This is a genomic window from Rhizobium sp. SG2393, assembly GCF_042610495.1.
Taxonomy (GTDB): Bacteria; Pseudomonadota; Alphaproteobacteria; order Rhizobiales; family Rhizobiaceae; genus RU20A.
In genome coordinates, this window is record NZ_JBHGAP010000001.1 from 752,203 (window position 1) to 775,864 (window position 23,662).

The window sequence follows — 23,662 nt, forward strand, 5'->3', positions numbered from 1 at the left end:
CACTAAACACATGGAATGAGGGCAGACAAGATTCCCCCCGCCTCTCCATCGATTTTGGTATCAAATCGATCCACCTTCCGCAACGTCCAAAACCATCAACGAAAGACGCATCGTGGCAAGGCTGCCGCACAAAAAATGGGGCAATGACGCTCAGAAATACTGGATGCTGACCCGGAAGAGCTGTTCGACGTGGCGCACCGCGTCCTGACTGGCGAAAAGCACCACCCGGTCCTTGGTGCGAATACGCGTCTCGCCATCGGGACGGATCACCTTGCCATCGCGATAGAGCGCGCCGATGCGGATGCCGTCGGGAAGATCGAGGTCGCGCAGGCACTGGCCGACCAGCGGCGATGTATCGAGCGCCTCGGCCTCGATCACCTCCGCATGGCCCTGCTGCACGGAATAGACGGCGCGGATGCGGCCCTTGCGCATCTGCTGGAGAATGCGGGAGATGGTCACGGCACGCGGGTTGATGGTCGCGTCGATGCCGGCATCGTCGGCAAAGTCATGATAGGCGGGATCGTTGATGAGAACAAGGCTCGCCTTGGCGCCGAGACGCTTGGCCATCATCGACCCCAGAATGTTGATCTGGTCGTTGTTGGTCAGCGACACCACGAGATCGGCATCCGCAATGTCGGCGCGCTGCAAAAGCTTCTGGTCGAGGCCCGAGCCGTTGAGGACGACGGTGGAGCGCAGCTCGTCGGCAATCTGAAGCGCCCGTTCGCGGTTCGCCTCGACGATCTTCAGCCGCGTCTTCGGCTGGTGCTTCTCGATCATCTGCGCGACGTAGAAGCCGATATTGCCGCCGCCGAGAATGATGATGCTGCCCGCCTCCTGCTCCTCATGGCCGAAGAGCGAGAGCGTGCGGCGAATGTGGTCGCGCTGGCAGACGACATAGGCAAGGTCGCCATTCAGCAGATGATCGCCCGACTGGGGAATGATGAGCGTGCCGCCGCGCGAAATGCCGACCACGGTGGCCATGAGATCCGGGAAGAGTTCGGAAAGCTGGCGCAGCGGCGTATCCACCACCGGGCAGTCCTCCATGCACTCGATCGCGACCATGGCGATATGGTCGTCGGCAAAGCGCACGACATCCGTCGCGCCCGGAAAGGCGATGCGGCGCAGCACCATCTTGCCCACCTCGATCTCGGGCGAGATCGTCACGTCGATCGGCATGTTGTCGCGCGAGAAGAGGTCGAGATATTCCGGCTTCAGATAGTTCTGGGCGCGGATGCGGGCGATCTTGGTCGGCACGTTGAAGAGCGAATGGGCGACCTGGCAGGCCACCATGTTGATCTCGTCATAGAGGGTGACGGCGATGATCATGTCCGCCTGATCCGCGCCGGCGCGCGCCAGAACATCCGGATGCGCGCCATGGCCGATCACGCCGCGCACGTCGAGCGTGTCGGTCATCTTGGCGATCAGGCTGGCGGAGGTATCGATGACGCCGACATCGTTGTCTTCCTGCGACAGGCGCTCGGCGATCCCGTAACCGACCTGTCCGGCGCCGCAGATGATGACTTTCATGAGACCATTCCGGTATCGGGAGGGCGAAAGGACAAGGCGCGCCCGGGGATCAGACCCCGAGCGACTTCAGCTTGCGATGCAGCGCCGAGCGCTCCATGCCGACGAACTCCGCCGTGCGCGAGATATTGCCGCCGAAGCGGTTGATCTGGGCGATGAGATAGTCGCGCTCGAACATTTCGCGGGCTTCGCGCAGCGGCAGCGTCATGATGTGCTGGTCGCCCTGCACGGAGATCTTCGGCAGCGTATCGCCGACTTCGCTCGGCAGCATGTCGGCGCTGATCGGCGTATCCGGGCCGTCGCTGCGGGCAAGAATCATCAGCCGCTCGATATTGTTGCGCAGCTGGCGGATATTGCCCGGCCAGCCATGGGCCTGGAGCACGGCCAGCGCATCCTCGCCGATCTTGCGGGCCCGAATGCCGGCCTGCTCGCAGATCTGCCGCATGAACATGTCAACGAGGAAGGGAATGTCCTCGCGGCGCTCGGCAAGCGCCGGCACGCGCACCGGAATCACCGCGAGACGATGGTAGAGGTCTTCGCGAAACGCACCCTCGGCGATCAGGCTTTCGAGATTGTAGGCGGTGGACGAGATGATGCGGACATCGACCTTCACCCGCTTCGACCCGCCGACGCGCTCGAACTGCTGGTCGACCAGCACGCGCAGGATCTTGTTCTGCGTGTCGCGCGGCATGTCGCCGACCTCGTCGAGATAGAGGATGCCGCCATGGGCCTCTTCCAGCGCACCGGTCTTGCGCGGCTGGCCGGTCGTGCCCTCGGTGCCGAAGAGCGCCATTTCCATGCGCTCCGGCGTGATCGCGGCGGCATTCAGCACGACGAAGGGACCCGTGGCGCGCGACGACTTGCGGTGGATCATGCGCGCCACCAGCTCCTTGCCGGAACCGGACGGGCCGTTGATCATCACGCGGCTGTTGGTGGGCGCGACGCGCTCGATGGTCTGGCGCAGCTGCGAGACGGCGACGGAGGTGCCGATCAGCTCCACCGGATCCCCGGAGCGCTTCTTGAGCTCGGAGACTTCGCGCTTCAGCTTCGAGGTCTCCAGCGCGCGCTCGGCGATCAGGATCAGGCGATCGGCCTTGAACGGCTTTTCGATGAAATCATAGGCGCCGCGCCGTATGGCCGAGACCGCGGTCTCGATATTGCCATGGCCGGAGATCATCACGACGGGAAGGTCGGGATGGCGCGTCTTGATCTCGTCCAGCAGCGCCAGACCGTCGAGCTTGCTGCCCTGCATCCAGATGTCGAGGAAGACCAGGCGCGGCAGGCGGTCGTTGATGGCCGCGAGCGCACTGTCGCTGTCATGGGCGGTGCGCGTCTCGTGTCCCTCGTCGGAGAGAATGCCGGAAACGATGTCGCGGATATCCGCCTCGTCGTCCACCACCAGAATGTCAGCCGCCATTGGTCTTTTCCTTATCATTCACGGTCTTGTTGCTCATCGGGCCGGCGTCGGCCGTCTCGGACGAGACGCTGGGCAGGACGATGCGGATCATGGCGCCGACCCCGCCATCGAAATCGGGCGGCGCGTCATGCAGTTCAAGATGGCCGCCATGGTCCTCGATGATCTTCTTGACGATGGCGAGGCCGAGCCCGGTGCCCTTTTCGCGCATCGTCATGTAGGGTTCGAGAATGCGGTGGCGGTTTTCTGTGGGCAGGCCCTTGCCGTTGTCGATCACGTCGACCACGAAGCCCGTGCCGGTATCGTTGGCACGCGCCCGGACGAAAACCTTGCGCTCGTCGCGCACGGCCTCCGGCGGCAGCGCCTCGATCGCCTCCACCGCATTCTTGACGATGTTGCCGAACGCCTGCCCCAGCATGCGGGCATCGAAGGCGCCGATCAGCGGCTCATCGCCGAAATCGCGCAAGAAGGTGATCTCGCTGCTGCCCATCTCGCGCAGGAAGACGGCGTCCTTGAGGATGTCGCGCAGGTCGGCCGCCTCCTTGGAGGGCTTCGGCATGCGGGCAAAGGCGGAGAACTCGTCCACCATGCGGCCGATATCCTCGACCTGCCGGACGATCGTGTCGGTACACTGGTCGAAGACGGCGCGATCGCTCTCGTCGATCTGCCGGCCATAACGGCGCTTCAGGCGTTCGGCCGACAGCTGGATCGGGGTCAGCGGGTTCTTGATTTCGTGGGCGATGCGCCGCGCCACGTCGGCCCAGGCGGTGGAGCGCTGGGCGATCACGAGGTCGGTGATGTCGTCGATGGTGATGACGTGGCTGTCCTTGCCGTCATGCGCCTCTTCGCGCGTCACCTGCACGTTGAGCGTCCGCTCCTTGCCGCCGCGCATGATGTTGATCTGCTGGCGGTGCTCGGGACGATGGCGGGCGGCGGCTTCCGTCAGCACCGCGTCGATCTCGGGTGCGATATCCGCCAGACGCTCGCCGACGATGTCGAGCGCGTTCTTGGCCAGAAACGCCTCCGTCGAGGGATTGGCGATCGAGATGCGGCGGTCTTCCTCGACGCCGATGACGGCGGCGGTCACCCCCGACAGCACCGCCTCGATGAAGCGGCGGCGGTCGTCCATCTCGTCCTTCGCTTCCATCAACTGGTCGCGCTGGGTCCGGATTTCCGCAATCATCTTGTTGAAGGTGCTGGAAAGGCTCGCCACGTCGCCATCCACGGCGCGCACGGGAACCACGACGCCGAGATTGCCCGACGCGACAGCATCGGCAGCGCTGATCAGCAGCCGGATCGGCCGCACGATCCGGTCGGCGACCGCGATCGCCGTCCAGATGGACGCAAGCAGCACGATCAGCGCAAAACCGATATAGAGGACGCCGAAGGCGAGCTGAAGCGAGGTGCGCCCGGCCTGCAGCGACTGGTATTCGGCCGTGTTCTCCTCCATCAGCCGCATCGAATCCATCACTTCCGGATCGACGGTGCGCACCGTGTAGAGATAGGTGCCAGCAATGTTGGAGAGCGGAATGACCGCGCCGACGAGATTGGTGATGCCGGGCGGGATCAGCGTCGGCTGGCCGGCCACCGTGCTTTTCAGCGCATCGGTCGGGATGGCCGGCAGCGGCCGGTCGGTCGGGATATTGGCCTGGAGAATGGCGCTGCCATCGCCACGCACCAGGAAGGCGCCGAGCATGCCGCGCCCGCGCGCCTGCCGCGTCATCAGGTCCACGAAGCCGGTGCGATCGAGGCTGTAGAGCTGGCGGTTGCGGTCGAGATCGCTCGCCATGGACGCCGTCTGCCCCTGGAGATAGCTCGCATTTTCCAGCACATAGGCCTTGGCGACGTTGAGCGAGGACTTCACGATCGCCTGGGTTCGGATCGAGAACCAGCGGTCGAGGCCGACATCGAGCGTGATGGAAGCAAAGATCGCCACGAGGATCGCCGGCGTGATCGCGACGATGGAAAACAGCGCCACGATGCGCACATGCAGGCGCGCCGCAGCACGGCCGCGCGAGCGCGCCTTCAGAAGCCGGGTGATTTCGCGGGCGATGAGGAAGATGAGGCCGACGACGAAGACCGCGTTGATCGCCGCGCAGGCGATGACGACGTTCGGCTCCGGCCGGATCGGCGTCAAGCCGAGCAGGATGGGCAGCGAAACGATGGCGCAGATCAGCGCGCCCGTCGCCAGCAGGAGCCCCGGCAAGGCGAAGGACGACCGCCGGTCGGTGACCATCTCCGTCCCGCCTGCGGCTCCCGATGGCATCGCCATGCCGTCAGCCATCGATCATGCACCTTCCCCTGCCGTGCCGGGCGCATTCCGCGTCCGGCGTCGTCTCTCTGCCGCGTCCGGGCCTGATGCCCCTCGTGCCACCTTGCGCCGACACCTGAACCACCCGCGCGCCGAAACCGACGCGACAGCAGATCCGGACGTCTGCAGGAAGCACGCGAGAGGCGGCCGCGGCTGCGAACCTCGTTGATCGCATCAACCAAGCCAATGTGGCGAAAATGCAACGCTTCGCGGGGGCAAGTCAAGCGCGGGGGAAAGGTTGCCGGGTGATGCAATGATTTATCAGCCGTGCCATCTGCCATCCAAGGTCGAAGGCCCCTTCCGCAAACCGTTTCGATAAGGTCGAACCCGCCCTCTACGTCATCCTCGGCCAACGAGCCGGGATCCACCGCCCCGCCCGTAAACGCTTGAAAAATGGATCCTCGGGTCAAGCCCGACAATGACGACATAAAGATTGTCGCCTCGAAACACACGGCTTTCACGACCCTTGCCGCAAGACGGTTGGTCGGCGTGACGGAACCAGGAAATCAGATGCGTCGTTACCAGTGCCGGCTTGGGGCCGGGATGACGGACAGGAAGGCGCCAACGCCTCACGTCATCCTCCGTCTTCCGCCCGCACCCCTCACGCGCCGCGCGAGGAGCGGTAGACGGAGACGCCAAGTTCGCGAATCTTCTTGCGCAGCGTGTTGCGGTTGAGGCCGAGCAGGTCGGCCGCCTTGATCTGGTTGCCGCGCGTCGCGGTGAGTGCGGCGAGAATCAGCGGATATTCCATCTCCGCCAGCACACGATCGTAGAGGCCGGGCGGCGGCAGGCTGTCGCCGAAGCTGGCGAAATACTGGCGCATGTTCTCTTCCACCGCCTGCGAGATCGTCAGCGCGCCGGAGCGCGAGGAGGCCTTCTCGATCGGGCTGTCGGGAATGTCGGCGCGCAGCTCCGCCTCGATGATCTCGCGGGTGATGACATCCTGCGGGTAGAGCGCGGTCAGCCGCCGCACGAGGTTTTCCAGCTCACGCACATTGCCCGGCCAGGGATGCGTCTTCATGAGGTCGAGCGCTTCCTGGTCGAACCGCTTGACGTCGAGCCCTTCCTTTTCCGCCATCTGCACGAAATGGCGCACGAGATCGGGGATGTCTTCGGCACGGTCGCGCAAGGGCGGCAGGCGCAGCGGCACGACGTTGAGGCGATAGTAGAGGTCTTCGCGGAACAGGCCCTGATTGATCGACTGCTTCAGGTCCTTGTTGGTGGCCGCGACGATGCGCACATCGGAGCGGATCGGCGTGCGGCCGCCAACCGTCGTATACTCGCCCTGCTGGAGAACGCGCAGCAGGCGCGTCTGCGCATCCATCGGCATGTCGCCGATTTCATCGAGGAAGAGCGTGCCGCCTTCGGCCTGCTCGAAACGGCCGGTGGAGCGCTGCTGCGCGCCGGTGAAGGCGCCCTTCTCGTGGCCGAAGAGTTCGGACTCGATGAGATCGCGCGGGATCGCAGCCATGTTGATGGCGACGAAAGGCCCGTTGCGGCGCTTGCCGTAATCATGCAGCGCGCGCGCCACCAGCTCCTTGCCGGTGCCGCTCTCGCCGGTGATCATCAGCGTCAGGTCGGTCTGCATGAGACGCGCCAGCACGCGGTAGATTTCCTGCATGGCGGCGGAGCGGCCGACGAGCGGCATGCCGTCCTGGCTGTCGTCGTCGAGCTTCACCGGCCGGCGCTTCGGCTCGGCCAGCGCCCGGCCGATGATGGCGATGAGCTCGGTCAGGTCGAAGGGCTTGGGCAGGTAGTCGTAAGCGCCCTTCTCAGACGCCTTGATGGCGGTCATGAAGGTGTTCTGGGCGCTCATCACGAGCACCGGCAGATCGGGCCGCGCCTTCTTGATGCGCGGCAGGAGGTCGAAGGCGTTCTCGTCGGGCATGACGACATCGGTGACGACGAGATCGCCGTCGCCGGCGGCGATCCAGCGCCAGAGCGTGGCGGCGTTCGAGGTGATGCGCACCTCGTAGCCGGCGCGCGACAGCGCCTGGTTCAAAACGGTGCGGATGGCTGCGTCGTCGTCAGCAACGAGGATCGTGGCGCCAGTCATCAGGATGTGCCCTTTGTCGGAATGGGTCCGTCTTCGGGGGCCGTCAGCCCCTTGGAAGCCGGCATGAGAACGCGGAAGGTGGTGCGGTGGCCCTGGCTGTCGCATTCGACAATGCCGCCATGGCCGCCGATGATCTTGGCGACCAGCGCAAGGCCGAGACCCGAGCCGTTGGTCTTGGTGGTGATGAAGGGATCGAAGAGATGCGGCAAGAGATCGGACGGCACGCCCGGACCGTTGTCATGCACGCAGAACTCCAAGGGCAGCGAGACCTTTTCCCGCGTGCCGGCCACCGAAAGCCGGATGCCGGGGCGGTAGGCGGTCGTCAGCAGGATCTCGCCATCCGGCTTGTCGCCGATGGCCTCCGACGCATTCTTCACGAGATTAAGGAAGACCTGCACGAGCTGGTCGCGGTTGGCAAAGACCGGCGGCAGGGAGGGATCGTAATTCTCGGTGATCTTGATGTCGCGCGCAAAGCCGGCTTTCGCGATCGCCTTCACATGATCGAGCACGGAGTGGATGTTCAGCGCAACGCGATCCACCGGCCGCTCGTCGGAGAAGACTTCCATCCGGTCGACCAGCGACACAATGCGGTCCGTTTCGTCGCAGATGAGCCGGGTCAGCGCCCGGTCCTCGTCGGTGACGGAGGTTTCGAGCAGCTGTGCGGCGCCGCGAATGCCCGACAGCGGGTTCTTGATCTCGTGCGCCAGCATCGAGGCAAGGCCGGTAACCGAGCGCGCCGCCCCGCGATGGGTCAGCTGACGGTCGATCTTGTCGGCCATCGAGCGTTCCTGGAAGACGACGACCACGCAGCCCGGCGCGCCGAGCACGGGCGCGACATAGAGATCCACCAGCTTGTCGGCGCCGAGCCGCGGCGAGGAGAGATCGACGCGGTATTCGTTGACGGGCGCCAGACGCTCGCGCACCTGGTCGATCAGCGTCAGAAGCGGGCTGCCGAAGGGAATGAAGGCGCGGATTTCGTGGCGGGCCAGATAGTTGGCGCTGGCGCCGAAGAAGGATTCCGCCTCCCAGTTCGCAAAGACCACATGGCCGGTCTCGTTGACCATGATCACCGGGTTCTGGATGGCGTTGAGAACCGCGAGCGGCAGGGCGTGCTGATCCTTGATCCCCTCGGGCAGCGGACGTTTCGTGCTCATGCGGCCATATCCCCTTCGCCCGTCGCCGCGCGCGCCCGTTCGCCTGCGGAGAGAATTGCTTCGCTCACGCGCGCCAAGACCTCGGCCGGAGCGTCCGAGGTCATGATCGCGCTCTTCTCGGCCGGTGCGAGGCCGGGCGCGTGGCGATCGAGATACCAGCCGACATGCTTGCGCGCATGGCGAACGCCACCCTTCTCGCCGTAGAAATCCATCATGCCACGGTAATGGCTGGAAAAGATCGAAGCGATGCCCGCCCGGTCCGGCTCGGTGGCTAAGCCGGCGACGACGCCGGGATGCCAGGGGCGGCCCTGCGCGGCACGACCGATCATCACGGCATCCGCACCGGAGCGGCGCAGGATCTCCTCGGCATCGGCGCGGCTGTCGATATCGCCGTTCGCGACGAGCGGGATGGTGAGCACATCGCGCACGGCGCGGATCGCGTCCCAATCGGCGCGGCCGGTGTAGAACTGCATGCGGGTGCGGCCATGGACGGTCACCATGGCAACGCCCGCCTCCTCGGCGCGCCTGGCGATCAGCGGCGCGTTGATCGACTTATCGTCCCAGCCGAGCCGCATCTTCACCGTCACGGGGATCTTCACCGCCTTGACGGTGGCCTCGATGAGGGAGAGCGCATGATCGGGATCGCGCATCAGCGCCGAGCCGGAATAGCCGCCGATCACCTTCTTGGCCGGACAGCCCATGTTGATATCGACGATATCTGCGCCGTTGGCCTCGCAGACCTTCGCGGCCTCCGCCATCCAGTCCGCCTCGCGGCCGGCGAGCTGCACCATATGCGGCCGGCCGCCGGCATTCTCCATGCGCAGCCAGGATTCGCGCGCCTTGCCGACCAGTTCCCGGCTCGCCACCATCTCCGTCACCACGAGGCCGGCCCCATGCGCCCAGGCCAGCCGCCGGAACGGCACGTCGGTGACACCGGACATCGGTGCCAGAACGACGCGGTTGCGCACGACGATCTCGCCGATCTCGAAGGAAGATGATAGAGTGGGACTCAGCAAATGCATATCTTTCAGGCACGCCGCGTTCGTGCATTATTTTTAGACAGAGACGCCGGCGCTTGCCAAGCTCTTTTATGAGGCAACGCACAAATTTCGGTCGGCGACCTCCGGCCGCTTCTGGCCTTGCGCGTCCGGGCGCGATAAACCACGCCGGCCGGCAAACAGGAAGCCTCAAAGCGCCATGAAAGATGAAGTTTTTCTAAATTGGGCCACGCCCAGCATCGGCTTCGTGGTGGTCGCCGCAGGCCGCGGCGAGCGGGCCGGCCAGTCTGTCGAGGGGCCGAAGCAATATCGCCGCATCGGCGGCGTGCCCGTCATCCGCCGCACGCTGGACGTGATTCTCGCCTGGCCGGAGACGGCAGCCATCATCATCGCCATCCACCCCGACGACACGACCCTCCTCGAAACGGCGCTTGCCGGCCTCGACACGGCTGCCCGCGAGCGGCTCGGCGTCATCCATGGCGGCGCGACGCGGCAGGCATCGGTGCGCGCCGGTCTCGAAGCGCTGGCGGCGACCGGCGTCAGCCACGCCTTCATCCAGGATGCCGTTCGGCCCTTCATCGACGCCACGCTTCTCGACCGCTGCCGGAACGCGCTTCTCGCCGGCAAGGCGGCCGTGCTGCCCGCCCTTCCGATCGCCGAGACCATCAAGCGCGCCGATGCCGATGGCCTCGTCCTGGAAACCGTGCCGCGTGCCGGCCTTTACGGCGCCCAGACGCCGCAGTGTTTCGCGCTCGCCGACATCATCGCCGCCCATCATGCCGCCGGCGAAAGCGGCCGCCACGACTTTACCGACGATGCCTCGATCGCCGAATGGCACGGTCTTGCCGTGCATCTGGTGGAGGGCAGCACCGACAATGTGAAACTGACCTTGCAGAGGGATATCGCCTTGGCCGACGAAACGCTTTCCGCCCGCGCCCAGCCGGCATTCGTGCCCGATGTGCGCACCGGCAATGGCTACGACGTGCACCAGCTGGTGGACGGCGACGGCGTGACGCTCTGCGGCGCATTCATTCCGCATGACCGCAAGCTATCAGGCCATTCCGACGCCGATGTCGCGCTGCATGCGCTGACGGACGCGCTGCTCGCCACCTGCGGCGCCGGCGACATCGGCGATCACTTCCCGCCATCGGACCCGCAATGGAAGGGTGCCGCCTCGCGCATCTTCCTCGAACGCGCCGCCGAAATCGTGCGTGCGCGCGGCGGCATCATCACCAATGCGGACATTTCCATCGTCGCGGAAGCGCCGAAGGTCGGCCCGCATCGCCTTGCCATGCGCCAAAACCTCGCGGCCTTCCTCGGCATCAGCCTCGACCGCTGCTCGATCAAGGCGACCACCAACGAGACGATCGGCTTCGTGGGCCGGCGCGAAGGCATCTGTGCCATCGCAACCGCCACCGTCGTCTATCCCGGGAGTGCCGCATGACGCTCTGGCCCGGGGATATCGAGGCGACAGCCGCCGACCTCATCGCCAGCCTCAAGGCCGCCGGCCTGATGGCGGCGACGGCGGAAAGCTGCACGGGCGGGCTGATCGCAGGCGCGCTGACGGAGATTTCCGGCTCCTCCGCCGTGGTCGATCGCGGCTTCGTCACCTATTCCAACGAGGCGAAGATGGACCTGCTCGGCGTCTCCGCCGACACGCTCGCCCGCGTCGGGGCCGTATCGCAGGAGACCGCGCTGGAGATGGTAGCAGGCGCGCTGAAAAACTCCCGCGCCGATGTCGCCGTCGCCGTCACCGGCATTGCGGGTCCGGGCGGCGGCTCGCCGGAAAAGCCGGTCGGGCTGGTGCACATCGCCGCCGGCACCAAGGGCGGCGCGCGGCTCCACCGCGAAATGCGCTATGGCGACCTCGGGCGGACCGGCGTGCGGCTCGCCACGCTCAGCACCGCGCTGGAGATGCTGCGAGACGTAGCGTTCACGACATGACGGGAGACGATCAGGCCGCGCCGTAGATCGCGTCCGCCCGCTTCTCGAAGGCCTCGGAAAACAGCCGAAAGGCGCGCTCGAACATCGTCCCCATCATGGCGCCGAGCAGCATGTTCTTGAACTCGTAGTCGATGAAGAAATGCACCGAACAGGCCCCCTCGCCGGCCGGCTCGAAGCGCCAGCGATTGTCGAGATAGCGGAACGGTCCATCGACATACTTCACGTCGATCGCAAGCTCCGGCCGGTTCAGCAGAACCTGCGTGGTAAAGGTCTCGCGGATCGCCTTGTATCCGATGGTCATATCCGCAATCAGCAGCTCCTTGCCATCCCGCTCCTTGCGCGTGCGCACCGACAGCGCCTCGCACAGCGGCAGGAATTCCGGGTAACGCTCGACATCGGCAACGAGATCGAACATCTGCACGGGCGAATGGGGAACGGGGCGGCGGGTCTCGAACTTGGGCATGTCTTGGCAGTTAGTCCCGCCGATGGCACTTGGCAAGATGGCTGAAGGACGCGGGCATGCCGCCAACCCGGTTTTCGCACATTCGCGCGGCATGCAACGACGAACGGCTCAGACGACAGGCGCATCGAGACGCGCGGTGAACATGTCGAACAGGTCGAGATTGTACCGGTGAGCGTTTTTCCGAACGCTATGGTTCGGCAGCCCCGTTTCCGGCAGCCCCCAGTGAACGTGGCCGGGTAGAAGCCCGTCCAGGGTCTTGTACCAGCGGACGAGCGTCGGCTGAAGACGCACATGCAGGTCAAAGCGATCCCGCCTACGCGTCGTGTCGCCATCGCGTTGCCGGCGGGCCACATCGGGATCGATGACCTTGACGAAATAGGCATCGCCGAAGCCCAGTTTTCCGGCGCGCATCGCCTCACGCGTCGCATCGCGCTGGAACGCCCACTGGCTCGGCGGGTGCAGGCCGATCTGACACAGTGACCAGTTGAAATGCAGCTTCATCGGGTCCGTGTCGCAGACGGCAATCTCGCGATCCGCCTCCATCGTCAGCGCATCTCCCCAACGCTTGGCGTTCCAGTCGGTCCAGTATTGCGCCGTCGCGCGCCCGGTTTCCGGTTGGGACTTGCGATCAGCCGGATAACTCTCAGGAACAAGGCAATGACCTGCATGCCGGCGGCACCATGTCGTCTTGCCGGCGGCGCTGATGCCTTCGATGATGATGATCATGCCGGCACTCCCTATCTGACCACCAGCACACGTTGCCCGGGCAGGGTGTCGCCCCCTACCCTTCGAGAAGCCGTCGCATCGCCCGACGGGATCGCAACAGGCAGACCGGGATCGTCGGTCCGTGGCGGTCGATCTGATCAACGATGATGGGGGCGTATTTGCGTTCGAAGTTCCAGATATAGGACAGGAAATCCTTGTCCGGCCATGGTTCGGGGCAACCCGGCGCCATATCCGGCCGGACCGTTCCCCGGTAGCGGAGAACCCGCCGCGCCAGACCGACGAAACAGTGCAATCTTGGCAGGCGAACCCAGAGGATGAGATCCGTTCGCGGCAGGCGAATGTCGAAGCTCGACGAGCCGGTGCCATCCATGACCCACCGCTTCTCGGCCGCGAGACGCACCGTCAGCGCGCGCTGCTCAGCCCGGTCGCGCTCCACCCAGCCGGGCAGCCAGCGCACATCGCGGTCAAGAGACTGAAGCGGCAGCGCAAAACGCTCCGCAATGGCGCGCGACAGAGTAGATTTGCCGCCGCCGGATGAGCCGATCACGACAATCCGACGGGCCTTGCGAAGACAAAGGACCGCCTCTTCAATCGTCACGACGTTGGCCATAGCTGCCGTCCCCCGGCCTTGGCGGATGCGGCCCTTACGCGACCGCTTCCGTCACCTTCTTCTCCCGCGCCGCCTTCAGCCGGGCGAAATCGTCGCCGGCATGGTGGGAAGAGCGGGTGAGCGGGCTGGAGGAGACCATCAGGAAGCCCTTGGAATAGGCGACGGTCTCGTAGGACTTGAACTCGTCCGGCGTGATGAAGGCCTCGACCTTATGGTGCTTGCGGGTCGGCTGCAGATACTGGCCGATCGTGAGGAAATCGACATCCGCCGTGCGCAGGTCGTCCATCAGCTGGAGCACTTCGTTGCGCTCCTCGCCGAGCCCCACCATGATGCCCGACTTGGTGAACATGGTCGGGTCGAGCTCCTTGACGCGCTGCAGGAGGCGCACGGAGTGGAAGTAGCGCGCGCCGGGACGGACCGTCAGGTAATTGCCGGGCACGGTTTCCATATTGTGGTTGAAGACATCGGGCTTGGCGGCGACGACACGTTCCAGCGCGCCGGGCTTCTTCAGGAAGTCCGGGGTCAGGATCTCGATGGTGGTGGTGGGCGAAGCGGCGCGGATCGCGAAGATCACCTTCTCGAAATGCTCGGCGCCGCCATCGGCGAGGTCGTCACGGTCGACGGAAGTGATGACGACGTGCGAAAGGCCCATCTGCCTGACGGCCTTGGCGACGTTTTCCGGCTCCTCCATGTCGAGCGCGTTCGGCTTGCCGGTCGCGACATTGCAGAAGGCACAGGCGCGCGTACAGATCTCGCCCATGATCATGAAGGTCGCGTGCTTCTTTTCCCAGCACTCGCCGATATTCGGGCAGCCCGCTTCCTCGCAGACCGTCACAAGCTTATGGGAACGCACGAGTTGGCGCGTCTCCATGTAGCCGGGCGAATTCGGGGCCTTGACGCGGATCCAGTCCGGCTTGCGGGCCACTTCCGTATCCGGGCGGTGCGCCTTTTCGGGGTGGCGGGGACGGGCCTCTCGGCCGGCGACTGCATCGAAGAGTGTAACCATCTGTCTTAAGGATCCCGTCTCGCCGGTCACGCCGGCAACCTGCCTTATATAGACGGCCTGAAACAAAAAGTCAGGCCGTGTCTTTCGACCCGGCCTGACGCGATGTGCTGGTTTTTTTAAGATGCGTCCTATCGCCTGACGGCTCGTGCGATGGCGATGAGGATGCAGGCGCCGATGAAGCCGACGACCAGGTAAACCAGAAGCCCGGTGCCGGTGTAGACACCGGCAAGGCTCAGCACGAAGTTCAGCGCGGCCGCGCCGATGATGCCGAGTACGATATTCATGAGAAGGCCCATATTGCTTCTCATGAACTGCTCGGCCAGCCAGCCGGCGATACCGCCGACCACGATTGCACCGATCAATCCGACGCCGTTCAGGTCCATTGCAAATCTCCTGTGGGTTCATGCATTGCCGCTTATGAACCCGCAGGATGATCTTTTGTTCCGCCCGGCGTCGGAATTCGACGAAAAATCAGGCGTTCAGCACCTTGCCATAGGCGTCGAGCACGCTTTCCTTCATCATTTCGGACAGCGTCGGATGCGGGAAGATCGTGTGCATCAGCTCTTCCTCTGTCGTCTCGAGGTTCATGGCGACGACGAAGCCCTGGATGAGTTCGGTCACCTCGGCGCCGACCATGTGGGCGCCGATCAGTTCGCCGGTCTTCTTGTCGAAGATGGTCTTGATCATGCCCTGGTCTTCGCCGAGCGCGATCGCCTTGCCGTTGGCGGCGAAGGAATAGCGGCCGACGCGGATGTCGCGGCCCTGTTCTTTAGCCTTGGCTTCCGTGAGACCGACGGAAGCGACCTGCGGGTTGCAATAGGTGCAGCCCGGGATCTTCGCCTTGTCCATCGGGTGAACACCGGGAACGCCGGCGATCTTCTCGATGCAGATGACGCCCTCATGCTCGGCCTTGTGGGCCAGCATCGGCGGTCCCGCCACGTCGCCGATCGCATAGAGGCCGGGGACATTGGTCTTGCCGTAACCGTCGATGACGATGCAGCCGCGATCGGTCTTCACGCCGAGCGCCTCGAGACCGAGGTTCTCGATATTGCCCTGCACGCCGACGGCGGAGATCAGGCGGTCAGCGGTGATCGTCTGCACCTTGCCGTCCTTGGTCTCGACATGGGCGGTGATCGAATTGGCACCCTTCTCGACCTTCGAAACCTTGGCTTCGGTGATGATCTTCAGGCCGCGCTTTTCGAGCTGCTTGCGGGCAAAGGCGGAGATTTCGGCATCCTCGACCGGCATGATGTTCGCCATCAGCTCGACCACGGTGACGTCGACGCCCATGGAGCGGTAGAAGGAGGCGAACTCGATGCCGATGGCGCCCGAGCCCATGACGACCAGCGACTTCGGCATGAAATCCGGCTTCATCGCCTCGAAATAGGTCCAGATCAGCTTGCCATCCGGCTCGATGCCGGGCAGCGCGCGCGGGCGCGCACCGGTGGCGACGATGATGTGCTTGGCCGTATAGGTGCCTTCGCCGAGCACGCCCTTTGGAACCGGGTTCTGCGGCTCGACCACGGGCTTTGTCATCTTGCCGACCACGATCTCGTTGGGCTTGGTGAGCTTGGCCTCGCCCCAGATGACGTCGATCTTGTTCTTCTTCATGAGGAAGGCGACGCCGCCATTGAGGCGGGCCGAGACGCCGCGCGAGCGCGCCACGACATCCTTCACCTCGGCCGTCATCGTGCCGTTCAGCGTCAGGCCGTAGCTCTTGGCGTGGTTGGCATGGTCGAGGATCTCGGCCGAACGCAGGAGCGCCTTGGTGGGGATGCAGCCCCAGTTGAGGCAGATGCCGCCCAGATGCTCGCGCTCCACGATCGCGGTCTTGAGGCCGAGCTGAGCGGCACGGATGGCGGTCACATAGCCGCCCGGGCCCGAACCGATGATGATGACGTCGTAAGCAGTCGACATGAGCGCTTCCACTCCTTCTTTCTTGTTCCGTCTCGCCGGGGTCCTTCAAAATGGGCCGGCGTGTGTCGAAAGAGCGGAAGCATGTCCGCCCCTCAGGGCACCGGGTCGGGAACCGCTTCCGGTCGCGACAGGAGCCCGTAGATTTCGTCCTTCAGGGCCATCCGGCGTTTGCGCATGTCCTGCATGCGAAGATCGTCGGCGGGCTCTATGTCCGTCTCGGCGCGATGGAGGGCGCGATTGACCTCGTGATAGGCCTCGGTGATCCGATGGAAGTGCCCGTCCGTCGCCCTCAGATGGCGGATGGCGGCGACATGCTGCGGAAAGTCCTCGGCCAGTTCATGCGGTGTGTTCGACATGGAAACATCTCCCCTTCTGGTGACATCCCCACGCTACGCCAGCCCTTCAAACCCTCCTTGATCCCGATCAAAGCCTTGAGCAAGCCGCCCTTAAAGCCCGAGCATCATGCTGGCGACGGGCGCCAGTGCACGGCCGATGGCGCGCGTGTTGTCGGCATCCAGATGCACCCCGTCGAGCGGCGTGGTGACCGCGACGGAGCCCGCATCGAAGAAGCCGCAGCCCGTCTCGTCGGCAAGATCGGCGTAAAGCGTCGAAAGCATGGACGACTGTTCGACGCCGCCGGCAAACATCGCCGCAAAAGCCGTGTTGGCGGTTTCGCACAGCGCCGGCGGCGAAACGATCAGGATCTCCGGCGTCTGGTCCTGGCCAAGCGGCCAGGCATGGTGCCGGATGATCTCGATCAGCCGTTCCATGCCCTGCACGGCGGAAAAGGCGGGACCGGCGACGACGGGCTTCATGTCGTTGGAGCCCAGCATGATGATGACAAGATCCAGCGGACCGTGCGTCTGCAGGATGGTCGGCAGGATGCGCGCCCCGTTGCGGTCGCAGTCGGCGGTGTGGTCGTCGTAAGCGGTGGTGCGGCCGTTCAGCCCCTCGGCGATGACCTGCACGCCCTGCCCCAGCGCCACCTGCAACACGCTCGGCCAGCGGTCCGCCAGCGCATGGCGCCCGGGCCCTTCGGCATTGTATCCCCAGGTCAGGCTGTCGCCGTAGCAAAGGACGGTTTTCATCTCTCTCCTCCGACCGGCCTTCACCGGTCCTGTCCTCCACGGCACAACCGCGCCGTCATCGACCCTTCGTCAGCGCCTCGACCTTGCGCTCCAGCTCGAAGATCCGCTCCTCGAAATCGCCGGTGACGAATTTCGACATCATCGTATCGGCCGTCAGCGCCTGGCGGATGGTCTTCTGGCCGCTTTCCAGCTTGTCGAGCCGCTGCTTGACATCGTCGAAATCCGTCCGGACTTCATTAAACCGCCGGTCGATGTCAGCGCGCATCTCCCGCAGCAGCAGCAAAATCATGTTTTCCGGTTCGCTTGCCATGCCGTTCGCTCCTTGAAGCTCAGGTGACCATCAATTCCCTTCAAACATAAGTCATGCCGAATGCGATTTCATCCTTTGAGGCGCGATCAAGCCGGCAGATCAAACCAGCGGCTCCGAAGTTCGGCCGCGTTGACAGACCGGACACTTCCTGATGTGGCAATCGCACCCGTTGGCGCTATACTCCGCGGCGCAGAGCAGGCATTTCATTTCCCAGATTCGCTGATTGTAATGGGTGGTGGACGGGCGACCGGTGTCGCCCATCACCTGTTGCGAGCGGGGATTGATATCGCCCGCCTTCGGCATCAGACCAGCATGCCCATCGGGCTCTCGATGTAGCGCTTGAAGGCGCCCAAGAGTTCCGCGCCGAGCGCACCGTCCACGCAGCGGTGGTCGGTGGAGAGCGTGACGGTCATGGCGTTGACGATGACCATCTGGCCCTTCTTGACGACGACGCGCTCCTCGCCCGCACCGACCGCAAGGATCGTGGCGTGCGGCGGGTTGACGACGGCGGCGAAGTTCTTGACGCCCATCATGCCCATGTTGGAAACGGCCGTGGTGCCGCCCTGATATTCCTCGGGCTTCAGCTTCCGTTCCTTGGCGCGCTTGCCGTAGTCCTTCATCTCGTTGGAGATGGCCGACAGGCTCTTCGTCTCGGCCTTGCGGATGATCGGCGTGATCAGGCCGCCCGGGATCGACACGGCAACGCCGACATCGGCGTGCTTGTGCTTGACCATGGCATTGTCGGTCCAGGAGACGTTGGCATCAGGAACGTCGCGCAGCGCGAGTGCCAGCGCCTTGATGACCATGTCGTTGACCGAGACCTTGTAGGCCGGCTTGCCGTCCTTTTCGGGTGCTGCCGCATTGATCTGGGCACGCAGGGCGAGCAGGGCATCCAGCTCCACGTCGACGGAGACGTAGAAGTGCGGGATCGTCTGCTTGCTCTCCTGCAGACGCTTGGCGATGGTCTTGCGCATGCCGTCATGCGGCACGAGCTCGTAGGAGCCCTGTTCGAAGAGCTTGAGCACGGCCTCTTCCGACATGCCCTTGGCAAGGGCGGGTGCCGGTGCTGCACCGGATGCCGGCGCCGCGGACGCAGCAGCCGGAGCGGCCTTGGCGCCACCGCCGGCAATCGCCTTCTCGATGTCGCTCTTGACGACGCGGCCATGCGGGCCGGAGCCCGAAATGGCGGAGATGTCGAGACCGGCTTCCTTGGCGAGGCGACGGGCAAGCGGCGAGGAGAACTTGCCGTTCGATGCGCCGGCCGACGCCGTCTTGGCAGGCTGTGCGGCCGCAGCCGGTGCAGCCGCTGCGGCCGGCTGGGCGGCCGGTGCCGGGGCCTCGGCCTTGGCGGGCTCGGCCGCCTTGGCTTCTGCCTTCGGGGCCGCGCCACCGCCAGCGGCGGCAGCCGACACATCCTCGCCATCAGCGGCGAGGATCGCGATCAGCGTGTTGACCTTGACGCCCTCGGTGCCGGCGGCAACGACGATCTTGGCAACGACGCCCTCATCGACGGCTTCCACTTCCATGGTCGCCTTGTCGGTCTCGATCTCGGCGATCACGTCGCCGGACTTGACCGTATCGCCTTCCTTGACCAGCCACTTGGAAAGGTTGCCCTCTTCCATGGTCGGAGAGAGCGCCGGCATGGTGATATTGATCGGCATCTTGCCTCTCCTCCCCTTATTTGTAGCAGACGGCCTTCACCGCCTGGACGACCTCGCCGACAGTCGGAAGCGCGAGCTTCTCGAGATTGGCGGCATAGGGCATCGGAACGTCCTTGCCGGCGATCGAGAGGATCGGCGCATCGAGATAGTCGAAGGCGGCGCGCTGGACCTGGTTGGCGATGAAATCGCCGACGGAGGACTGCGGGAAGCCTTCTTCGACGGTCACGAGACGGCCGGTCTTCTTGACCGATTCGATCACGGTCGGCAGGTCCATCGGACGGATGGTCCTGAGGTCGATGATCTCGACATCGACGCCGTCCTTCTCCAGCTCGGCGGCAGCCTTGACCGCATAGGTCATGCCGATGCCGAAGGAGACGATGGTCGCATCCTTGCCGGCGCGGTGAATGCGGGCCTTGCCGATCGGCAGCGTGAAGTCATCGAGCTTCGGAACCTCGAAGGACTGGCCGTAGAGGATTTCGTTTTCGAGGAAGATGACCGGGTTCGGATCCTGGATCGCCGCCTTCAGCAGGCCCTTGGCGTCGGCTGCCGTGTAGGGCATGACGACCTTGAGGCCCGGAATGTGGCTGTACCAGGCGGCATAGCACTGCGAATGCTGGGCCGCGACGCGCGCGGCGGCACCCGAGGGACCACGGAACACGATCGGCGCACCCATCTGGCCGCCGGACATGTAGAGCGTCTTGGCAGCCGAGTTGATGATGTGGTCGATCGCCTGCATGGCGAAGTTGAAGGTCATGAACTCGACGATCGGACGCAGGCCCGTCATCGCCGCACCGACGCCGACGCCGGCAAAGCCATGCTCGGTGATCGGGGTGTCGATGACGCGGCGGGCGCCGAACTCCTGCAGCAGGCCTTGCGTGATCTTGTAGGCGCCCTGGTATTCGGCAACCTCTTCACCCATGACGAAGACGTCGTCGCTCTTGCGCATTTCTTCCGCCATGGCGTCGCGCAGTGCTTCACGCACCGTCATCGTCACCATTTCGGTACCGGCCGGAATATCCGGATCGGCAGCGACAGCCGCCTTCGGCTGGGCCGGAACGGTCGCGTCGGACTTGGCGGTCGGCTCGTCGGCTGCCGCGCGGGCCTTGCCGCCCTCGGCATCGGCAGGCGCTTCGGCCTTGGCCGGGGCAGCGGCTGCTGCATCGGCGCTTTCGCCATCCTGCAGGAGAACCGCGATCGGCGTATTGACCTTCACGCCTTCGGTGCCGGCGGCAACGAGAAGCTTGCCGATGACGCCTTCGTCGACGGCCTCGACTTCCATGGTCGCCTTGTCGGTTTCGATTTCGGCGATCACGTCGCCGGACTTGACGGTGTCACCCTCGTTCTTGACCCACTTGGAGAGGGTGCCCTCTTCCATGGTCGGAGACAGGGCGGGCATGAGAATATTGATCGGCATCAGGTGTCCCTCCCCGAATTACAGCAGGATATCGGTGTAGAGCTCGGATACATCCGGCTCCGGATCGGCCTGGGCGAAATCGGCACTGTCGGCGACGATGTCGCGGACGTCCTTGTCGATCGCCTTCAGCTCGTCCTCGGTGGCCCATCCCTGTTCCAGGATGCGGGCCTTCACCTGCTCGATCGGGTCATGCTCGGAGCGCATCTTCTGCACTTCGTCCTTGGAGCGGTACTTGGCCGGGTCCGACATGGAGTGGCCGCGGTAACGGTAGGTGAGCATTTCCAGGATCACCGGACCCTTGCCGGACCGGCACTGCTCGACAGCCTCGTCGGCCGCCGCCTTGACGGCGCGCACATCCATGCCGTCCACCTGGTAGCCCGGAATGCCGAAGGAGGCGCCGCGCTGCGAAAAGTCGGTCTGGGCCGAGGCGCGCGACACGGAGGTGCCCATGGCGTAGCGGTTGTTCTCGACGATGTAGATCACCGGCAGCTTCCAGAGCGCCGCCATGTTGAAGCTCTCGTAGACCTGGCCCTGGTTGGCAGCGCCGTCGCCGAAATAGGCGAGCGAGACATTGTCATTGCCGCGATAGCGGTTGGCAAACGCCAGGCCCGTGCCGAGCGAGACCTGCGCGCCGACGATGCCGTGGCCGCCGTAGAAATGCTTCTCCTTGGAGAACATGTGCATGGAGCCGCCCTTGCCCTTCGACAGGCCGCCGCGGCGCCCGGTCAGCTCCGCCATGACGCCGCGCGCGCTCATGCCGCAGGCCAGCATGTGGCCGTGGTCGCGGTAACCGGTGATGACCTGGTCACCCTCCTTCAGCGCCAGCTGCATGCCGACGACGACGGCCTCCTGGCCGATATAGAGGTGACAGAAGCCGCCGATGAAGCCCATGCCGTAAAGCTGGCCGGCCTTCTCCTCGAAACGCCGGATGAGCAGCATTTCGCGGTAGGCCTTCAGATCTTCATCCTTGGAAAATTCGACGATGGTGCCGCCGTTGAAGTCTTTCTTCGCCGGCTTGGCGGACGGCTTGCGGCTGGAAACGGTCGCGGGTTTACGCGGGGCCATTCGTTCCTCCCTATGGTTTGCCTCGGCGCACACCATAGGGAAAGTTGACGCGGACAGCAATGCCCTAATTGCATGCCTCACATGAGGCGCAAGACATTGAAATCAATATGAGAATTTCAATTAACTCGATTTCGGTTAATTGCACTCAGTGGAAGATGGTGATCTCATCGGCGCGCGACATGTTGAGCGCTGAACGCGCCTTTTCATCGAGCATGTCCCGCTCAAGCGAACCATCGCTGAGCAGCGCCACTTCCCGTTCCAGAACCTGACGTTTGTGCGTGAGTTCGGACAGCCGCGCCTCCCGCTCGGCCTTCTGGGCTTCAAACACCTCCGTCGCCTTCAGCCCCAGCGCACCATGCACGCTATGATAGCCGAAATAGGAAACGAAAGCGACAGTGATGAGAGGAACGATGAGGCGACCATAATGCCGCTTCCGGTGATGCTTGGTCCACATGGAAATACCCTGCTACGCAATACGGTTTTCACTGTAGCGCCAAGGTATTAACCGAGCGTTGACCATGCCCGCGAAAATGCGAAAGCCCCCGCATCCGGCAAGGATGCGGGGGCTTTCGTGTGGGTGCCGGGATCACAAAGGGGTGAAGCTCAGCCCTTCAGGATGCCGCGGCCCATGTAGCGGGCCTGGCTGCCGAGCTGCTCTTCGATGCGGATCAGCTGGTTGTACTTGGCGGTACGGTCGGAACGGGCAAGCGAACCGGTCTTGATCTGGCCGCAGTTGGTGGCAACGGCGAGGTCGGCGATCGTCGAATCCTCGGTCTCGCCCGAACGGTGCGACATGACGGCGGTGTAGCGGGCCTTGTGGGCGGTCTCGACGGCATCGAGCGTTTCCGACAGCGAGCCGATCTGGTTGACCTTGACGAGGATGGAGTTGCCCACACCCATCTTGATGCCGCTGCGCAGGCGCTCGGAATTGGTGACGAAGAGGTCGTCGCCGACGAGCTGTACCTTGCTGCCGATCTTGTCGGTCAGGTACTTCCAGCCGTTCCAGTCATCCTCGGCCATGCCGTCCTCGATCGAGAAGATCGGGTACTTGGCGGCAAGCTCGGCGAGGTAGTCGGCCATGGCTTCCGGCTCCAGCACGCGGCCTTCGCCTTCGAGGTGGTACTTGCCATCCTTGAAGAATTCGGTCGAGGCGCAGTCGAGCGCGATCACCATGTCGTCGCCCGGCTTGTAGCCGGCCTTTTCGATCGAGGTCATGATGAAGTCGAGGGCCGCCGGAGCCGAAGCGAGGCCGGGCGCGAAGCCGCCTTCATCGCCGACATTGGTGTTGTGGCCATCGGCAGCAAGCTGCTTCTTCAGCGTATGGAAGACTTCCGAGCCCATGCGCACGGCATCGCGGATCGATTCGGCGCCGACCGGAACGATCATGAACTCCTGGAAGTCGATCGGGTTGTCGGCATGCGCGCCGCCATTGATGATGTTCATCATCGGAACCGGCAGGTAGCGGGCATTCGGGCCGCCGACGTAACGGTAGAGCGGCAGGCCGGCAGCAGCGGCTGCAGCCTTGGCGACGGCGAGCGACACGCCGAGGATGGCGTTGGCGCCCAGGCGGCTCTTGTTGGCTGTGCCGTCCAGCTCGATCATCGCATTGTCGATCTCGATCTGGTCTTCGGCATCGAGACCGCCGACGGCCTCATAGATCTCGCCGTTGACGAATTCGACGGCGCGCTCGACACCCTTGCCGAGGTAGCGCTTGCCGCCGTCACGCAGCTCGACAGCCTCGTGGGCGCCGGTGGACGCGCCGGAGGGAACGGCGGCGCGGCCGAAGCTGCCGTCTTCCAGATGCACGTCGACTTCCACGGTCGGATTGCCACGGCTGTCGAGGATCTCGCGGCCGATGATGTCGATGATGGCTGTCATGGTCTCTTCCCTATTGCGGATGGGTGGAACAAGCAGGCCCGACGGGCGCGGGCCGGAGAAATTCAGTCAGACGGCACCTGTCATAATCGAAGACCGCGAAATTACAATGGCGCCACGCGCAAG

22 protein-coding genes are annotated in these 23,662 nt (G+C 64.4%); 2 read left to right on the forward strand and 20 right to left on the reverse strand.

The genetic code is table 11. The features are described from left to right. Positions 1-150 precede the first annotated feature (150 nt). The 6 genes from trkA to dusB all read right to left on the reverse strand — a co-directional run bounded on the left by trkA (position 151) and on the right by dusB (position 9,481). Positions 151-1,527 carry a Trk system potassium transporter TrkA gene (gene trkA, locus ACED18_RS03585; protein WP_377289071.1) on the reverse strand — a complete coding sequence of 459 codons (1,377 nt, stop codon included), beginning with the start codon at positions 1,525-1,527 and terminating at the stop codon, positions 151-153. A gap of 49 nt (positions 1,528-1,576) precedes the next feature. Beyond that, a complete protein-coding gene (locus ACED18_RS03590) occupies positions 1,577-2,941 on the reverse strand; it encodes a sigma-54-dependent transcriptional regulator (RefSeq protein ID WP_377289073.1) in 1,365 nt (454 codons plus the stop codon). Then, on the reverse strand, positions 2,931-5,222 hold the full coding sequence (locus tag ACED18_RS03595; protein ID WP_377289075.1) for an ATP-binding protein: 2,292 nt from the start codon (positions 5,220-5,222) through the stop codon (positions 2,931-2,933). Before ACED18_RS03595 ends, ACED18_RS03590 begins: the two co-directional genes overlap by 11 nt. 628 nt (positions 5,223-5,850) lie before the next feature. After that, positions 5,851-7,305, reverse strand: coding sequence for a nitrogen regulation protein NR(I) (gene ntrC / locus ACED18_RS03600; RefSeq protein WP_377289077.1), 1,455 nt, complete (start codon positions 7,303-7,305; stop codon positions 5,851-5,853). Continuing rightward, a complete protein-coding gene (locus ACED18_RS03605; protein ID WP_377289079.1) occupies positions 7,305-8,459 on the reverse strand; it encodes a nitrogen regulation protein NR(II) in 1,155 nt (384 codons plus the stop codon). The genes ntrC and ACED18_RS03605 overlap by 1 nt, the downstream gene beginning before the upstream one ends. Next, complete coding sequence (gene dusB / locus ACED18_RS03610; protein ID WP_377289081.1) at positions 8,456-9,481, reverse strand: tRNA dihydrouridine synthase DusB; 1,026 nt, start codon at positions 9,479-9,481, stop codon at positions 8,456-8,458. Before dusB ends, ACED18_RS03605 begins: the two co-directional genes overlap by 4 nt. 175 nt (positions 9,482-9,656) lie before the next feature. On the opposite strand from dusB, the gene ACED18_RS03615 reads away from it, so the two are divergent. Then, positions 9,657-10,901, forward strand: a complete 1,245-nt coding sequence (locus tag ACED18_RS03615; protein ID WP_377289083.1) for a bifunctional 2-C-methyl-D-erythritol 4-phosphate cytidylyltransferase/2-C-methyl-D-erythritol 2,4-cyclodiphosphate synthase — start codon at positions 9,657-9,659, stop codon at positions 10,899-10,901. Further along, on the forward strand, positions 10,898-11,401 hold the full coding sequence (locus ACED18_RS03620; protein WP_377289085.1) for a CinA family protein: 504 nt from the start codon (positions 10,898-10,900) through the stop codon (positions 11,399-11,401). The genes ACED18_RS03615 and ACED18_RS03620 overlap by 4 nt, the downstream gene beginning before the upstream one ends. 10 nt (positions 11,402-11,411) lie before the next feature. Here ACED18_RS03620 and ACED18_RS03625 read toward each other — a convergent pair whose 3' ends face one another. The 14 genes from ACED18_RS03625 to eno form a co-directional block, all read right to left on the reverse strand. After that, a complete protein-coding gene (locus ACED18_RS03625; RefSeq protein WP_377289087.1) occupies positions 11,412-11,864 on the reverse strand; it encodes a type II toxin-antitoxin system RatA family toxin in 453 nt (150 codons plus the stop codon). A gap of 108 nt (positions 11,865-11,972) precedes the next feature. After that, entirely contained in the window at positions 11,973-12,590 is a 618-nt protein-coding gene (locus tag ACED18_RS03630; protein WP_377289089.1) for a hypothetical protein, read from the reverse strand. 55 nt (positions 12,591-12,645) lie between these two features. After that, positions 12,646-13,200, reverse strand: a complete 555-nt coding sequence (locus ACED18_RS03635) for an AAA family ATPase (RefSeq protein ID WP_377289091.1) — start codon at positions 13,198-13,200, stop codon at positions 12,646-12,648. 34 nt (positions 13,201-13,234) lie between these two features. After that, the gene (gene lipA, locus ACED18_RS03640; RefSeq protein ID WP_377289093.1) at positions 13,235-14,206 is read right to left on the reverse strand and encodes a lipoyl synthase; all 972 of its coding nucleotides are present in this window, start codon (positions 14,204-14,206) and stop codon (positions 13,235-13,237) included. A gap of 128 nt (positions 14,207-14,334) precedes the next feature. Then, positions 14,335-14,589 (reverse strand): GlsB/YeaQ/YmgE family stress response membrane protein, encoded by a 255-nt coding sequence (locus tag ACED18_RS03645; protein WP_377289095.1) that lies wholly within the window; start codon positions 14,587-14,589, stop codon positions 14,335-14,337. Positions 14,590-14,677: 88 nt separating this feature from the next. Then, positions 14,678-16,123 carry a dihydrolipoyl dehydrogenase gene (gene lpdA / locus ACED18_RS03650; protein ID WP_377289097.1) on the reverse strand — a complete coding sequence of 482 codons (1,446 nt, stop codon included), beginning with the start codon at positions 16,121-16,123 and terminating at the stop codon, positions 14,678-14,680. A 92-nt stretch (positions 16,124-16,215) separates the two neighbouring features. Then, positions 16,216-16,479 (reverse strand): YdcH family protein, encoded by a 264-nt coding sequence (locus ACED18_RS03655; RefSeq protein WP_377289099.1) that lies wholly within the window; start codon positions 16,477-16,479, stop codon positions 16,216-16,218. A gap of 90 nt (positions 16,480-16,569) precedes the next feature. Then, positions 16,570-17,211: an SGNH/GDSL hydrolase family protein gene (locus tag ACED18_RS03660; RefSeq protein WP_377289101.1), complete on the reverse strand. Its 642-nt coding sequence runs from the start codon at positions 17,209-17,211 to the stop codon at positions 16,570-16,572. Between the two features lie 55 nt (positions 17,212-17,266). Next, on the reverse strand, positions 17,267-17,521 hold the full coding sequence (locus ACED18_RS03665) for a hypothetical protein (protein WP_377289103.1): 255 nt from the start codon (positions 17,519-17,521) through the stop codon (positions 17,267-17,269). Between the two features lie 302 nt (positions 17,522-17,823). Further along, positions 17,824-19,182, reverse strand: coding sequence for a pyruvate dehydrogenase complex dihydrolipoamide acetyltransferase (locus tag ACED18_RS03670; protein WP_377289105.1), 1,359 nt, complete (start codon positions 19,180-19,182; stop codon positions 17,824-17,826). A gap of 16 nt (positions 19,183-19,198) precedes the next feature. Next, positions 19,199-20,596: a pyruvate dehydrogenase complex E1 component subunit beta gene (locus ACED18_RS03675; protein ID WP_377289107.1), complete on the reverse strand. Its 1,398-nt coding sequence runs from the start codon at positions 20,594-20,596 to the stop codon at positions 19,199-19,201. An 18-nt stretch (positions 20,597-20,614) separates the two neighbouring features. Next, on the reverse strand, positions 20,615-21,661 hold the full coding sequence (gene pdhA / locus ACED18_RS03680; RefSeq protein ID WP_377289109.1) for a pyruvate dehydrogenase (acetyl-transferring) E1 component subunit alpha: 1,047 nt from the start codon (positions 21,659-21,661) through the stop codon (positions 20,615-20,617). Between the two features lie 145 nt (positions 21,662-21,806). Continuing rightward, a complete protein-coding gene (locus ACED18_RS03685) occupies positions 21,807-22,115 on the reverse strand; it encodes a septum formation initiator family protein (RefSeq protein WP_377289111.1) in 309 nt (102 codons plus the stop codon). Positions 22,116-22,264: 149 nt separating this feature from the next. Then, positions 22,265-23,539, reverse strand: a complete 1,275-nt coding sequence (eno, locus tag ACED18_RS03690; RefSeq protein ID WP_377289113.1) for a phosphopyruvate hydratase — start codon at positions 23,537-23,539, stop codon at positions 22,265-22,267. Positions 23,540-23,662 lie beyond the last annotated feature (123 nt).